Annotated in this window: 14 protein-coding genes; 5 read left to right on the top strand and 9 right to left on the bottom strand. The window is 54.3% G+C overall.

Annotated features, from left to right (window positions below; translation table 11 throughout):
• Window positions 1–2 precede the first annotated feature (2 nt).
• Both KP814_RS04905 and KP814_RS04900 read right to left on the bottom strand, forming a co-directional pair.
• Window positions 3–2522 carry a DNA polymerase II gene (locus KP814_RS04905; RefSeq protein WP_216735698.1) on the bottom strand — a complete coding sequence of 840 codons (2520 nt, stop codon included), beginning with the start codon at window positions 2520–2522 and terminating at the stop codon, window positions 3–5.
• Between the two features lie 5 nt (window positions 2523–2527).
• A complete protein-coding gene (locus KP814_RS04900; RefSeq protein WP_216735697.1) occupies window positions 2528–3217 on the bottom strand; it encodes a class I SAM-dependent methyltransferase in 690 nt (229 codons plus the stop codon).
• Window positions 3218–3505: 288 nt separating this feature from the next.
• Here KP814_RS04900 and KP814_RS04895 point away from each other — a divergent pair, with 288 nt between their 5' ends.
• A complete protein-coding gene (locus KP814_RS04895) occupies window positions 3506–4216 on the top strand; it encodes a cyclase family protein (protein ID WP_216735696.1) in 711 nt (236 codons plus the stop codon).
• 12 nt (window positions 4217–4228) lie between these two features.
• On the opposite strand, the gene KP814_RS04890 is transcribed toward KP814_RS04895, so the two are convergent.
• Window positions 4229–4768, bottom strand: coding sequence for a DUF2058 domain-containing protein (locus tag KP814_RS04890; protein WP_216735695.1), 540 nt, complete (start codon window positions 4766–4768; stop codon window positions 4229–4231).
• A gap of 61 nt (window positions 4769–4829) precedes the next feature.
• Window positions 4830–5819, bottom strand: coding sequence for a phosphatase domain-containing protein (locus tag KP814_RS04885; RefSeq protein WP_216735694.1), 990 nt, complete (start codon window positions 5817–5819; stop codon window positions 4830–4832).
• Between the two features lie 176 nt (window positions 5820–5995).
• On the opposite strand from KP814_RS04885, the gene KP814_RS04880 reads away from it, so the two are divergent.
• Together KP814_RS04880 and KP814_RS04875 are read left to right on the top strand one after the other, a co-directional pair.
• A complete protein-coding gene (locus KP814_RS04880; RefSeq protein WP_216735693.1) occupies window positions 5996–8059 on the top strand; it encodes a VIT and VWA domain-containing protein in 2064 nt (687 codons plus the stop codon).
• Window positions 8060–8213: 154 nt separating this feature from the next.
• A complete protein-coding gene (locus KP814_RS04875; protein WP_216735692.1) occupies window positions 8214–8900 on the top strand; it encodes a metal-dependent hydrolase in 687 nt (228 codons plus the stop codon).
• Between the two features lie 7 nt (window positions 8901–8907).
• Here the strand turns inward: KP814_RS04875 and KP814_RS04870 are convergent, their stop codons facing one another.
• From KP814_RS04870 to KP814_RS04860, 3 genes are all read right to left on the bottom strand, one after another.
• Complete coding sequence (locus KP814_RS04870) at window positions 8908–9756, bottom strand: hypothetical protein (protein ID WP_216735691.1); 849 nt, start codon at window positions 9754–9756, stop codon at window positions 8908–8910.
• 118 nt (window positions 9757–9874) lie between these two features.
• On the bottom strand, window positions 9875–10717 hold the full coding sequence (locus tag KP814_RS04865; RefSeq protein ID WP_216735690.1) for a metallophosphoesterase: 843 nt from the start codon (window positions 10715–10717) through the stop codon (window positions 9875–9877).
• 31 nt (window positions 10718–10748) lie between these two features.
• Window positions 10749–11186, bottom strand: coding sequence for a DUF1801 domain-containing protein (locus tag KP814_RS04860; protein ID WP_216735689.1), 438 nt, complete (start codon window positions 11184–11186; stop codon window positions 10749–10751).
• A gap of 205 nt (window positions 11187–11391) precedes the next feature.
• Between KP814_RS04860 and KP814_RS04855 the strand changes: the two genes are divergently transcribed.
• Entirely contained in the window at window positions 11392–12513 is a 1122-nt protein-coding gene (locus KP814_RS04855; RefSeq protein ID WP_216735688.1) for a DUF4124 domain-containing protein, read from the top strand.
• 14 nt (window positions 12514–12527) lie between these two features.
• Here KP814_RS04855 and KP814_RS04850 read toward each other — a convergent pair whose 3' ends face one another.
• Complete coding sequence (locus tag KP814_RS04850) at window positions 12528–13571, bottom strand: hypothetical protein (RefSeq protein ID WP_216735687.1); 1044 nt, start codon at window positions 13569–13571, stop codon at window positions 12528–12530.
• A 189-nt stretch (window positions 13572–13760) separates the two neighbouring features.
• On the bottom strand, window positions 13761–14576 hold the full coding sequence (locus tag KP814_RS04845; protein WP_216735686.1) for an SGNH/GDSL hydrolase family protein: 816 nt from the start codon (window positions 14574–14576) through the stop codon (window positions 13761–13763).
• Between the two features lie 226 nt (window positions 14577–14802).
• Between KP814_RS04845 and KP814_RS04840 the strand changes: the two genes are divergently transcribed.
• Entirely contained in the window at window positions 14803–15285 is a 483-nt protein-coding gene (locus tag KP814_RS04840; protein WP_216735685.1) for a helix-turn-helix transcriptional regulator, read from the top strand.
• Window positions 15286–15334: the final 49 nt, after the last annotated feature.

The raw sequence follows: 15334 nt of genomic DNA, 5'->3' as shown, positions 1-15334 counted from the left end.
GCTCAGAACAAGCCGATCTGTCCGCCGGCGATATCCTGAAAGGACGCATTCATAAAACGAAGGATGCCGTCGGCGATAGGCTCGATCTGTCGCTCCACGTAGAGGTCATAATCCAGCGCGGAGCGTCGGTACTCCAGAGGCTCCGGCCCATTTACCGTCACCACGTATTCAATCCATCCTCCGCGCTGATAACGGGGCGCCAGCCCCTGCTCTTCGCGAATGCGATCCGCCGTACGCGCCGCCTGCACATGCGGCGGCACATTGCGTTGATACTCATCGAGCCGGCGACGCAGACGCTTACGGTAGTAGAGCTGATCGTCTTTTTTGCCTGCGCGAATATCACTGACCAGGTCGCGCACGTAATCCTCGTAGGGCTCGTTATGAAAAATGCGACGATAAAGTTCTTTCTGGAAAGTACGCGCCAGAGGCGTCCAATCGGTGCGCACCGTTTCCAACCCTTTGAACACCATTTCCGGCTCGCCTTCGCCTCTGGCGGCCAAGCCGGCGTACCGCTTCTTGCTGCCCTTTTCGGAACCGCGAATGGTCGGCATCACAAAGCGCAAAAAGTGAGTCTCAAACTGTATTTCTAGAAAGCTCTCAATGCCGTATTCCTGCATCAGATAATCCCGCCACCACTGATTCAGCGTTGCAGCCAGTTGCTTTCCAACGCTATCAATCTCCGCCGCCGCGCTTTGCCTGTACTCTTTCAACCAGACAAACACCGAGTCGGTATCGCCATAGATGACCTGATGGCCCTGTTGTTCAATCAGCTCCTTGGTGCGGTACAGAATCCGGTGCCCGCGTAATGTGATAGAGCTGGGCAAGCGATGGTCAAAGAAGCGGCATCCTGGTGTGCCCAGCACGCCATAGAATGAGTTCATCAGAATTTTTATCGCCTGCGACATCGCCGCATTTTTGTGGCGTTTCGCTTCATCCCGCGCCGCCCACAGCTCACCGATTATATCCGGCAGGATATTATGTTCTTTGGAAAATACCGCGCCGTTAAAGCCAGGAACCAGTTGCTTGCAGTCCGCTTTTACCGTTTCCTGCTGATCCCACAGATCCTCACGCAGCACGTCCTGCCCGCGTTCAATTTCAATGCCCTTGATACGCGCCAGCGGATCAATTTTGAAGGTGCGGATGATACTGGGATACAGGCTTTTAAAATCCAGCACCAGCACGTTGCGGTAAAAGCCCGGGATTGAATCCATCACATAACCGCCGGGACTGCCCACGCCGACCGGATTCTGCGACAGCATCGGCGCCACGTACCCTGCCCGATGTAAACGCGGCAAATAGCGGTTATCAAAAGAGGCGACCGAGCCGCCGAAACGGTCCAGCGCCAGCCCGGTCAATTGCGCCCGCTCTACGGCGAACTCAATCAACAGGGCGTGTTGAAACACCTCCCACACCAATTGGCAGTCTTCCAGATTGTATGCGGCCAGCCTGGGCTTATCGTGTAGAAACAAATGCGTGATCTCATCGCCCCGGTTATCCGGGTCATGAATCAGCTTGCCTCGCCCCAACAAATGCTGGGCGACATACTCCAGAGAAAAACTTTCAAAGTTGTAGGTGGCGGATTTGAGCGTATCAATGCCATCCAGCACCACACGGCCAGGAATGCATAAAGTGAAATGCTGGTCGTCGCTGCGCGACTGGCGCCAGTCCATGGGCGTCCCGCCTCGTCCCGGGTGAAAGGAGAGGTTCAGATCATCGGCTTTCTTTTGCAAGAAACGCAGATCGAAATTGATAACATTCCAACCGATCAGAATGTCCGGGTCAAACTCGTCAAACCACGCGATAAAGCGCCGAAAAACTTCCGTTTCGTCAGCGCAGTAAACCAAGTATTCCGGGCTGTCTTCCGCATTATCACCCACCATGAACACGCGCCGCTGCACGGCGCCTGCGCCGACATCCGCGCCATAAGAAGTCGCCACCAAACCGATGGAGTATAACTGCGCCCCATCCATGGACGTCTCAATATCCAGCGACAGTACCTTGAAATAAGGCGCATAGGGCGCGGGCTTGATGCGTGGATTGTGGAATTCCAGCACCCCATCCTTTTCCACCGCCTCGCCATGAACCGCCAACGAGCCGGTCACAAAGCGCTCCATCAGGAAACGGTCTGTAGGATGAATATCCGCCTCCATTGGCGTGAGGCCCGCCTGCGTCAGCAAGTCACGCACGCGATAAAGGTTGCGTTGCTCGCGCAGATACACCCCATGCACCTGCTGCCCGCCAAAATCCTTCAGCTCAAGCTCTTTTTCATACCAGGGAGGGCGCTCGCCGCCTCTGTCGCCGAGCAAGTTGGTCAGAATGCGGCGCGCCACAGGCATCGCCGAACTCTCAAGAAAGCACACCGCGTATTGGTCACTGACAGTCAGTCGCGCCGGACCGCGATCCGTTAATATCCAGTACTGCAGCGCCAATGATTTGGTGAGTCCGCCCCGCGCCTTGTCCTGCTCAGGGACGAGATCATCCCATTGTCGGGTCAGCAGAAACCCTCTCAGCGGCGCGGACATCGATATTATTCAGCCTCAGTTTTGCGATCGCGACAGGCGAACAACGCCACACAACCGACTATTTCCATTTCGACGCGATTAAAATACCGTCGTAAAACGTCATGAAGCGCCGTTGCGCAATCCTCTTCGTTACAGAAAACGCCGGCTTTGTTCAGGCTGCTCATACAAAGTCGGGTGAACATATCTTTCTCTACCCCGACGCTCAGCACCGTAGAGCCGAACAGGACGCCGTCATCATTCAACAATTGACTCAAATGCCCGAACGCCTCGCCTTTGCGTTCGAAGTGCCCGGGCACGCAATGCATGACATAGTTCACTGCGATGGAATCAAAGCCCGGGGCGTCAATCTCGACAGGTTGCAGTATATTGCGACGATAGCATTGTGGGTGATAACGGGTGAGCCTGCGTGAGGTTTTCTGGAGGCAGCTTTCACTCAGATCCATCAACGCCAGCCTCGGCTCCTTGGCGGGGAAAGTTGAGTGATCCAGCAAATAGCCCGAGCCAACGCCGACTTCAAGATGATTGGCGCTGAGATGATCGCGATAATGGCGCAATACCCGCTCAGTTGGACAACCCCAGGCGTACTTATCGATGAAACCAAACAGCGCCAAGTCATAGACCGCCAATGTCAGCGGGTTAAAGTAGCGTTGCGACAGCTTTACTCTGCTGTCTACAGGTCGGGAAACTGTTTCCATCTATAACATCTCCTGGAGGCCGACCGTCGTTTCATCCCTTTCCCTGCGCGGGCATCCACAAAACCCGGGCGCGCCCGGCAAGACAAAACAACATGTCTGAATTGAGTTTTAAGGCATCCTAACACCGAAACTCTGTTTTCGCCGCTACTATTTGCTTTATAAAAGACTGATTGATTTATAACTAACAGCTTGATTTATAACTAACAGCTTGATTTATAAATGACAGGCTGATTTATGACTGACAGATTGACTTATAACTAGCGGATCAAATATTTGACGAGAATCTCTATGTCCCTTCAAACGCTGCAGTTTTCCAATATCATTGACTTAAGCCACCCCATTGACGCCAATATCCCCCTGTGGCCGGGAGACCCGACGGTTCATTTCACCGACGAGGCCAGCATCGCAAAAGACGGTTACTTCCTGCGCAGTTTCCAGATCGGCGAGCACAGCGGCACTCATATGAACGCCCCCGCCAGTTTTTTTGAAAATGGGATGACTATCGACGAATACTCCCCTCAGCAACTAACGCCGGAGGCGGTGGTGATTGATGTCAGCGCCCAGGCGCAGGAGCAACCGGACTACGCCGTCACCATGCAGGACATACATCACTGGGAGCAAAATCATGGCGCCATACCCACCGGGTGCGTAGTTCTGTTCTATACCGGCTACCAGCATTACTGGAACACGCCAGAGCGCTTTTTTAATATGGACGCGCAGGGCGTCATGCGCTTTCCCGGTCTGGCGGCGGAGACAGCCAAATACTTGCTGGAAGAAAGACAGGTCGGAGGATTTGGGATAGACACCCACGGCGTCGATCCTGGGGCCAGTGTGGAACACCAGGTCAATCGCCTGACGCTGGCGCAATCCGGCATTGTGCTGGAGTGTCTGACCAACCTGGACCGCCTGCCGCCAAAAGGCGTCACATTGGTGATCGGCCTGCTGCGACTACGGGGCGGTTCAGGATCGCCAGTCTCTGTTCTGGCGCTCATACCCTGAGCGCCGGGGGCGTTACCACATCAGATCGTCGGGAATCTGGTAAGCGGCGTAAGGATCATCTTCGTCGGGCTCAGCGTTTTTGTTATCGTTGAGCACCACAACAAACTCAGGCGCGCGCTCGCGGATTTTCTCCGCCACTTTCCTGCTGATCACTTCGTAAGCGTCCCCCATTCTGGCGATGGCGAAACGACCAGAGGCCAAACCATCCTGCAGCTCCTGGGTGACGTAGATTTTCTTGACCTTGCCTTCATCCGCAAACTGATAGCCAACCTCGCCTTTATTGCGGTTGATGCGATTCATCTCGATCAACTGCTTAACCTGCGCCTTCAGCGCTTTACGGTCGGCCTCTTCCTGGCGCTGACGGTTCATCTCACGATCCCGCTGCGCTTTTTCCTCACGCGCCTGCTGCGCGCGCACCTTGGCCTCGTCCTCGACCTGATGACCTTTCGGCGTCTGTTTCGCCTGCTTGCGCTTTTCCTGCTTTATCTGTTTCGCTTTTTTCTGATCAACCAGCCCTGCCTTGAGGAGCTGCTCTTGAAGAGACTTAGCCATTATTCGCGTTCCAAACCATTAGTTAACTGAAATGGATTTTAACAAATCCCGCGCCAAGGTTTCAGCGCTCTTTTGCGCCCGTCTGCGCGTTCTCAATCCTGGCGATCGCCGCCGCCAGGTCCTGTTGCCCCTCGTAAACCGGCCGCTCAGGATCAGGAGATACTTTGCGTATATACACTGCCGCAATCCTATCAGCAAAACGCGCCTGAATATCCCGGTAAATCTCCGGGTCGCGCTCGCCGTCATCACCGAGCAAAACAAAATTCACCCTTGGAAAACGCCGCAGCAAATCTTCAATGTGGGCGGTTTTGTAGGCGGCCTGATCCAGCCAGGGCTCGCTGTCGGACTCATTCGACACTTTCTTGGCGACCACCACGCCGCGAGGAAAACCATTGTGCTCCAAGAACAGCGTAATATTACCGTACAACTGCCGTGGCGACGCGGACAAATAGAAGACCGGCGACGCATCCCATTGCGCATTATCGGCGATAACACTGGCGATAAATGCGGAAGCGCCCGGAACCGCCTCACGCTGAAGCGGATTCTTCAAAAATGTATTTTTCAACAATGAGGTCTTCGCCGTCACCTCACTGATCATGAGTGTATCGTCCAGGTCGGAAATCACCCCCAAGCGATTTTCAGAAGGCGCCATATAAACCCCGCCTTCGACAGCTTTCGCGCTTTCCGCATGCGCTGTCACCGTCAGCCAGCCCGACTGTTTTGCGTCCGCCAGTTCACCGTCGAGCCGAAAGTAGCCTTCCTCGTCCGTCTTCACTCGCCAATGCTGGGCGTCAAGCTGAACGCGCACCTCAACATTTTCCTGCTCGGCGTTGAACAGTTGCGCCAGATTGCGGCGTAGATTGGTCGCACCGCCGTCTTCCGGCGCTGCGCCCGTCGCATCTTCGTCCAGCTCAATGACGCGCCCCTCCAGAGTGAATTTACCTGCGGAGCCGTAGCCAGCGTAGAGGATCACCGCCAGCGAATCCTCTTCTTCCGCGCTGGCGAAGCCACAAAAACATAGCCATCCCAAAAAAACGACAGTCCAACGCATAAAAAGCTCCAAAGCCTCACATATCACACCGGAGGTATCGTCAAACAATACTCCCCGCAAAAAAGTTCAATACGTTTAACGCCTGAGTGAGCATGCCTCCAGGCAGCCGCCAAAATCTAACAACTCATCACATTAATCTTCGGCGGCGTTCTTCCCAATAGCAAAGGTGATTGCATATGTTAAATGGAAAGGCCGGACTAGCATCTCTCTCCGCCTGCGTCTTAATGTTATCCCTATCCAATCCTGACGCGGCGCAAGCGGCGGGATTACTCAAACCCCACGGCGGCAGTTTACCAGACCTGGATTTACGCTCCCAAGACGTCAACGTCACCATCGAAGGCGAATACGCCATCACCACCGTCGACCAGGTTTTCTATAATCCCAACGCCCAGCCTCTGGAAGCTATCTACTCATTTCCAGTACCGGAAAAAGCCGCCGTCTCCCAGTTCACTTATTGGATCAACGGCGCGCCGGTTCATGGCGAAGTCGTCGCGAAAAAACAGGCCAGAGAAATCTATGAGCAGGAAAAATCGGAAGGTCGCAATGCAGGTCTGACCGAACAGGACGCCTATAAAACGTTCGACATCTCCATCAGCCAGGTCTTACCGCAACAGGAAACCAAAATACGCCTGGTGTATTTGCAGCCAGTGCATGTGGACACCGGAATCGGCCGTTACGTCTACCCACTGGAAGAAGGCGGTGTGGATGAGGAAAAACTGGCTTTCTGGACCGCCAACGAGACAGTGAAAGAACGCTTCAGCTTCAATCTTGATTTACGCAGCGGCTATCCGGTGGAAGCCTTGCGTTTACCCGAGCATCCACAGGCGCAGATCGCGCGAATGGACGAGCAGCGCTGGACAGTTTCCCTGCAGTCAGACGCTCAAAGCCAGGCAGCCGTACAGGAAGACGCCGCCAATGCGCCCGCTTCCGCTCCCAGCGCTTACAAGCTGGATAAGGACATCGTGGTCTACTGGCGGCAACAACAGAATCTGCCAGGCTCCGTCGACTTGATCACCTATAAAGAACCCGGCAAAGACAAAGGGACCTTCATGCTCACCGTGGCGCCCGGAGACGATCTGCCTGCCATCACCGAAGGGCGCGACTGGACGCTGGTGCTGGACCGCTCCGGCTCCATGTCAGGCAAGTTCTCCACCTTGTTGGAAGGGCTGCGTAAAGGGTTCGCCAAGTTCAACAGCAATGATCGCGTTCGCGTCATCATGTTCAATGACAACGCGACTGACATCACCAACGGATGGGTGCAGGCGACACAGGAGAATCTGCAGCAGGTAGTCAGCGCCGTTGAGAATGCGGGTCCCAACGGAGGCACCAACCTCATGTCAGCCATTCAAGGTGCGCTCACCGGACTCGATGCAGAGCGCACCAACGCTATCTGGCTAGTCACCGACGGCGAAGCCAATGTCGGCGAAACCAAACAAAAGGCGTTTATTGAACTATTGGAGAAAAAGGATATTCGCCTGTTCACGTTCATTATGGGCAATTCCGCCAACCGTCCTCTGCTGGAAGCGATCACCAAGCATAGTAACGGCTTCGCCATTAGCGTCAGCAATAGCGACGACATTATCGGTCAGCTCATGCTGGCCGCCAGTAAAGTCGACCACGCCGCCCTGCATGGCGCCAACTTGAAGATTTCCGGCATCAAAACCGCAGATGTCTTCCCCAAACAAATCGGCAGCGTTTATCGCGGCCAGCAATTGGTGATGTTCGGTCATTACTACGGTTCCGGGCAGGCGAAAGTGGAGCTGACAGGCAAAGTCTCAGGGTCGCCTATCCGCTATCAGACCCAGTTCGAAGTCAAAGACGGAACCCTGCATCCTGAACTGGAGCGTCTCTGGGCCTTCGCACAGATCGAAGATCTGATGGATCAGCAGCAGGATTATGGCGAGGATGCAGACCGTAAACAGGCTGTCACGGATTTAGCCGTCGAGTACGGTCTGGTGACCGACTACACCTCGATGCTGGTGCTCGATGAGGGACGCTTTGAACATTATGGGGTGGACCGCCGCATCGGAGATCGCATCCAACGCGAAGAGTCCGCCCGCGAAGTACGAGCGCAGCAGCCTGCGCAATCTCACCGGGTGGACTCGCAACAGCCGATGTACACCAAGAGCCGTCCATCATTTGGCGGAGGCGGCGGTGGCGGGGCCATCGACGGATTCATGCTGGCGCTGCTGGGTGCACTGGCCATCGCCGGACGTTGCTTCCGACCTCGTAAGCGCTAACTTCGGGAAACAGCAAGAGACGGAACCTTCCGTCTCTTTTTCTTTTTAAGACAATGACATAAATGTCTACTGCCCAGCTTGATCGGCTCAACGGCGCTGGTATAGCATGGCCGGCCAATCGCGCCATATCCCATAGAAGGAAAACCGACGCTAAATGGCTAATTTTAATACACATCTGCTCGGCGGAGCCGCCGCATCCGGCGTACTGACCTCTACCCTGCTGTTGACCGGATTATTCACCCCCGGGCAAGGCATGGCGCTGTGGGTAGCGGGAACTCTGGCGGGCTTGGCGCCAGACCTGGATGCAGACACCACCGCCATATTAAAAGGACTGTTCAGCGCTCTGGGCGTGATGGCTTCCTTTGTCGTACTGTTTACGTTCCCCGACCTGCCTCTGTTGCCGCTATGGGGCGCCATGCTGGTGGCGTTTCTTACCGTTCGTATCGGCGTGTTGCAGGTGTTCGCTCACCTCACTGAGCATCGAGGGTCTTTCCACTCACTGTTGGCCGCCGCCAGCTTTGGGCTGGGTTCCGCGTTTTTATGCTGGCGCTTCATCGATCAAGGCGTGGACTTCGCCTGGGCATTGGGAGCCATGGTGTTCGCTGGCTATATCGTCCACCTTATTCTTGACGAGTGTTACGCGGTTAATCTGGCGGATATGGAGTTCAAGCGCTCATTTGGAACCGCGTTGAAGCCGGTGAGCATCGATAACTGGTGGGCCAGCGGACTCTTTCTCGCCATCGCCATCTATTGCGCCATACAACTGCCACCGCCGCACAAGTTGCATCTTGAGGTAGTCAGGCTGGCCACTCTGGATCATATATGGCTGTCGCGCTCCTAAAGGCCGTTTAAAATTTATGCCAGTAGGACTCTGCAATAGCTTTGACCTTATCGCTTAGATAGGGATTATCGATATAGAAGGTCTGCCGCTGTTCGGGATGGATAGCGGCGACCATCTCCTTAATGGCCGGATGGGAGTTAAAATTCTTTATAAAAGCGCCGTTCTCATAGGCTCGCCGCAACCCCAGAGTAAGGATGCGATAACGCTCGACATCGTCTTTCCCCAGATAAAGGAAATAGTCGAACTTGTACGCAACCATCAAGCGCGACTCGATCATCAATCCTTCCCCCGCATGCTCACCGAGTTCAATAACCGCCTCGTGAACGCCGCGATTAAAGCCGTCAAAACGCCCCCGTTTTAACATCAACCAGAGGCTGGCGTAAGTGGACTCAGTCACCGTAAAGCCTGCGGAGCGCAATATGTCCGTATCCGGCCAATTCACGCCCGACCCTATCGTCAGCGCCTGTAGATCCGCCAGCGAGCTGACTTGGGAGAACTTTTCCGCATGATCTTCACGGATCATGAACACCCGATGCCCCAACAGTCCTCTCGTCAGGGGCACATCGACCTGTAAGAAGCGCTCTTCCCGAGTGCGGCTATATCCAGTGAAGAACACATTGAGAATGTCTGAACGCCGATGCAGTAGATTTAGGATACGTTCCTGAGTGGCGTCCCCCATAGACACCACTTCCAGGGTATGCTCACCCGGCGCATAGTTAAGCGCCAACTGCACGACACTGATTTCGTAGCTGAAAATTTCAGCGTCGCCATGCAGCAGGCCCAGCTTGAAATCCGCCGCCTCTGATCGGCTGCATAGGGTGACAAATATAAAAAGCAAAAAGATACGAATCGCCATAACGCGGGTTGTCCCAGCATGGGGGCGGATATCTGCAACCTAATCACAAACGGCTTTATAAATAGTAGACCAGTTCGGACTTGATATAGCTTCAGTTCAAACTGCTCTATGCGGAGCCCTATTGCGACATGGATTTTAACGTGACCAGGGAAATTTCTGGAGGAACCCGAAAGCGCACAGGAAGAATACTGGTCCCTACTCCCGGGGTTACAAACATCTGGCGACCGTCCTCATCAATATGCCCAATGGCGAATCGCTCGTCGTATTGAGAAGGCACAATGGGCCGACCAATCAATGGCAGGTTAACCTGACCGCCATGGGTATGACCGGCGAAAGTCAGGGATACGTGGCGAGGAATGTCGTAGAACACATCAGGGTTGTGAGTGAACGCCAGTACAGGCGCCTCCGCGGGGATGTCGCCAAGGGCTTTGCCGATATCATGCGCGCCTTCCCAATAATCGCTGATTCCAGCCAACCAGAACTGGCAATCCCCCTGGGTCAGCTCTTTGGACGCGTCTTCCAAAAACTCGATATGGGTTCCCGTAAAGGCGTCGAGGATCAATTGTGGGCCATGCCACCAGTCATGATTACCCATGACGGCGTACACGCCCAGGCTGGCTTGCAGCCGGTCCAGCTCAGTGGCGATGTCGCGCGGCTCCGCAAACTCGCCGCCAATCACGCCCTGAATTACAAAATCTCCCGCCAGCAACACCAGGTCCGGCTTCAACGCATTGGTTGCGTCAACCAGCTCCCTCAGCCGGGATAGACTATTGTGCGGCGACCCTACATGCAGATCGGCCATCACCGCCACCTGTAACCCATCGCAGGACTGCGGCCAGGGATGAATGGCGATACTGACTTCATTTTCAACCAACGACGCAGGCTCGATCCAAAACGCCCAGACGCCGAGCGTGATGCTCAACACAGCCAGGCCCATCATAATACGACGAAAAATTATCACTGCTTTGGGCTCCCGACCGCCTCTCGTTTATTCAACTTTCCACGCTGGATTTTTTGCGCAAGTGGTAGGTCAACGTCATGGCGATACAATGACGCAACGCCTCCACGGGAATATCGTCCGCCATATCAAACAGAATGCTGCGATTTCCCTCAAACCGAAACTCATCGCCATAGATGCGCCGAAACGTCTCCACCAAGTTGGTCTGGCAGTGGAAATAAACCGCATATCCAGAGGACGGGGACTTTAAGCGATCGATTCTGAGGGTACTGCCGCTTTTCGTCTTTGCGGTCAGGTAGCTGGGCTGCCCCCATTTGAGCGTTTCTTCCAGCTCGCCCACGCCTTCAGTGCTTCTCGCCACATCAAAAATCAAATCACGCAGGAACAACAACTTTGCTCTCACTTCATCCGGGTATGCGGCGAATGTCGCCTGTACGCGCGCATCAGCGAATTCAATATTGGCGTCGCTCATTTGGCTTCCTTCAATCAGAACCGGCGAGAGAAGAAAACTCGCCGTGTTTAAGTTGGGGTCAGCGTCTCAGCGTAGGGCGCTTGCAACGCCCTGACAACGCACCGTTAACAATTTATTGCAACACAGCCTTTAAAGCGCGCTGCGCGGGCGGTTTATAATCGGTCTTTTGGCTCTCCAGCGCACTTTACGAGGACGTAATTTTTAGATGAAAAGATGGTTGCTGCAATTATTGGTGGTTGTCGCGCTGGTTCCCGCAGTCTGGTTTATCTCTACGCCGGATCAACGCAGAACCTATCTGAACGCCCTGAATCTGCCGCAAGATCCCTCATGGCTGCACGAAGCTAATTTACTTGCCCTGCTGGGTAAAACACCGCAGCAACCGCCCGAAGCAGAATCGTTGACGGATAAGACACCCATGCCTGACGCGCCAGCATCATCGCCTACTTCATCAAAAGACGCAGCGCCCAATGTCATGAGCGCTTTGCGGCAAATGGCGCACAGCGCTCTGCCTCAAACCATGTGCGRAAAAACCGCCACTCGCGACATCCGGGACGTGGAAACCCCACAGATTTACAAATGGACTGACGCCAATGGACGCGTCCATTTTTCTGACAGCGCCCAGAACAAAAGCGCGCAGTTCGTGGGCGAAAGCTACGCCTCACAGAAGAAGTATTTCGATTTCAAGTTGACCAGCAAAGGCATGCCCCGCAACGGCCTGGTGGAAGACAAGATCCGAGCCGCCGCCCAACAGGTTTATACACAACTGGAAGCGTATCTCGCGCCTGAACGCCGCAGACAGATCATTCTTAACCTGGAGCTTTACGGCGATCGCGCAGAGTACGAAGCTCTGCGCAAAAAAGTGTTCCCCGGTTTCAACGCCGCCGCGTTCTTCTCCCACGGGGCCAACACCATTTATATGGTTAACGAGGACCAGCTGGAGACCACGGTCGCTATCGCCAAGCACGAAGTGGTTCACGCTGTTCTGGCGGGCCTGGTCGGCCCCATGCCTACATGGCTCAACGAAGGCATGGCGGAATACCTGGAACACGGCGGACTGCCCTACAAGGCGCTCCCCATTGATTTGAGCGAAAACGCCATTAACCAGCTGCTCGCTACGGAGCATCAGGACTTTTATAACGCCAGCGCGGAAAGCAACTATATGGCGTCACATAAATTGGTCGCGTACCTGAACAGCTCTGGCGAAGGTCGTCGCGTGATTGCAGACATTTTTAATGGCCTTGCCGAATCGCCCTGCAGTCAGGTCGATAGTCTCGGAGCCGTCACCAGCGCGATGGGGGATGTGGGGCATCTGGCCAAATTGCTCTGATCTCAGGCTCGTCGCTATTGTGCGCCGCTCCCATCAAGGGACCATTGCCAGAACCGCTCCCTGGCGTTGCCGGGGCGGCTATTAGTCATAAATAAGCCGACAGTCCGGTATCGCGGCTCCACCTCAATGTCCCCATGCAGACAAGCGGCGGAGCGTGGCGGATTGACCAGTGCAGAGGCCGCCTGCATCCAAACAGGATTCTTTGCTTCACCAGCCTTCTGACTGAAGCGAAGCATGTTATAGGGCGTCGGGAATGGCAGCGTCAACCTGCCCTGCTCTTCGTCCAGCCTGTAGTCGCTGGACAGGGGAGCGTCCGTGTCGACGCGAATGGCGCTTTCATTGCTGCTGTATGGGTCAGAACTCCAGATATAACCGATGGCGACCTCCGACTCCGCTGGAGTAACGATATGCAGCTCGTCATCCAGCCAGCATGCATAGGTCACCGCCAGATGCTCAATATCCTCATAGCGCTTGCCATCCAACTCCAGGTTCAAGCGCAGCACCTCTGTTCCAGCAGGCTTTTGTAAAACGGCATGCCTGATCATCTCGCCATCAGGCATGCGCCATACTTCATTTCCCACCCATTCAATAACGCCGTCAGCCGCCTTTGGGGAAGCGGTCAAACTCCGCCTCGCATCCCACTCTCCCTGAATAAAAATACCGGACGTCCCCTCCACTAACCAGACTGGCGTCGCCCCCAATATCAGCATACGAAACAGCAACAAAGCGATATGCGCCATGGAAACGCGATAAGCGGCGGAGAGGCCCCATACAAACAGGGTCAATATGGCGGGCGCCAGCACCAACACGCACAGATAGAAGACGCCCAATCCCTCCATACCAGAAACAGTGGAAGGAAGCAGAATCGTCGCACCGACGGCGCCCGCGAGGCCAATAGCCAGGATCAGGTGCACGCCAATGGCGCTGAACCAGTCCAGAGGATAGTCTGGCCTACGACGAAGCCCGTTGCGGCAGGCGAATAAAAGAAGGACGGCTAAAGCCAATACAAAAAGGATTTTCAGGCTGGGCAGGATATATAAGTAAAAAATCGCCGTCACGGTACGTCTCCAGAAAGGGAAAGGTATCTGAAAGCCTAGCTTTCACAGTAACCCATAACCACATCAGCGATAAAAGTATCGCATAGCGAGACGACAAGACGTAACGACGCCCATACACGCTCAGACAAGCACCCCGACTCAGTTAACGCTGCAATAAGTTCTCGCAGCGTTAACTGTAGTCCGCCGTCGTCACTGACGAGAGGCTTCGTACTCTTGAATCGCCCACAGAATTCTACGCGCCCCTTTCATCACTGTTTCTTCATCAGGATGAATGCCATCGCCGCGATGTTCGAACGTACGCCAGGGATTCACCAGCAGTGCGCCTTCAAGCTCATCATGAATCCGGCGGGCATATAAGCGGCCAAAGAATTTAAAATCGTCATTGCTCATCGCCCAGGTCAGTCCGGATAAATTGGCGAAAAGAGACAGATCAAGATCATCCGGATTCGGATAAAGGGGATATACAGGGGTGAGGCCCAAGTCCAGTACTTGTTGGCCAATAGCAATCAGGCGACCCACCGCCGCATTCATTTCCGCATTGCTGCACAGGACAGTTTTAGACTGTTCGATACCGAATGAATCGGAATGCAGGCAGTCGTTGCCAATACTAATAATCACATAATCCGCGTTGTATCCAGCAAAACCAGATGGGTCATATTGCGCCACCCGCATTAACGCTTTTTTCAGTTGCGTCTCGTAACTGTCCCAGCGCGCAGAGCCGCACTCCGGATTACAACTGATACGGCTGAATGTGGTGGCCCCCGCTTGCGCCTCGCTTTTGACTTTCACCCCATATCGCATCAATGCGTTACCCAGGTCGACATAATCTCCTGAACCAACCGATATCCCCGACAATGGTCCCTGCAGGTCGGAGTTTAGAGGCGTATCGCCACTGGCGTAGGAAGCGCCTATCAGCAACACGGGCTTATCGATCGCTGCGACGGAAGTGGTCAGGAAAATTCCTGTGGCGAGCAGTAGTCTCACAATCAGTTGTAATGCGTTCACTATTCTTGATCTCCATGTGGTTTAACCAGTACCTCACCCTCTAGCCATCCGGGACACCTGCCGCCGGGACAAACTTGGCGACAGTTCGCTATCAGGATGTAACGCATTTATAACAACTCCGAGCACATTGAAAAACGCACGATTGTTACATGGCGGAACGTAACAAAGCATATATGCTGAATAATGTTTGTTTTCAGAACATTTCAAAAAGCAGAGCGGTAGAATCATGAATGCGGAATTTTTCCACCAGCCCCGCCAATTTCGAAAAAGCGACTTTGCCCTGCGCCTGAAAGAGCTGCGCAGTCATTTCGGCTACACCCAGCAAAAGGTGGTGGATGGCGTCAATGAGCTTCTGCCCTTAATACAGCACCGCCCCCACCCGCTTTGTCGCAGCCGATACGCCAAGTGGGAATTGAACAACCGCACAGAAATGCCGGACTATCCAGAGCTGCTCGCCTTGTGTCACTACTTCGAGCAGGAACCCTACTACCTGCTCACTGGCGTCAACGGGCCTCGCAAGTCCCGCAATAGTCAGCATGCGCTGGACACCCTTTATAGCCGCTGGGAAGAAGACATTCACTTCAAGTACGTCGTAAAAATGTTGCTGGAGCGCACTCCCGAAGCCACTCGAAGATTAGCGGAATTAATCGACGTGCTGACGTTAGGCGACCGCAGCCTGCTCAATAATCACAAAAACAGGGCGAACTGATATCCCGCAGAGCGAAGCAACTTTTTCCTAACTTCCAACCTTAGGGTAA

The organism is Hahella sp. HN01 (genome assembly GCF_018986435.1).
Classification (GTDB): Bacteria; Pseudomonadota; Gammaproteobacteria; order Pseudomonadales; family Oleiphilaceae; genus Hahella.
The sequence above is the reverse complement of the archived record's forward strand: the minus strand, read 5'-3'. Positions and strand labels throughout refer to the sequence as shown.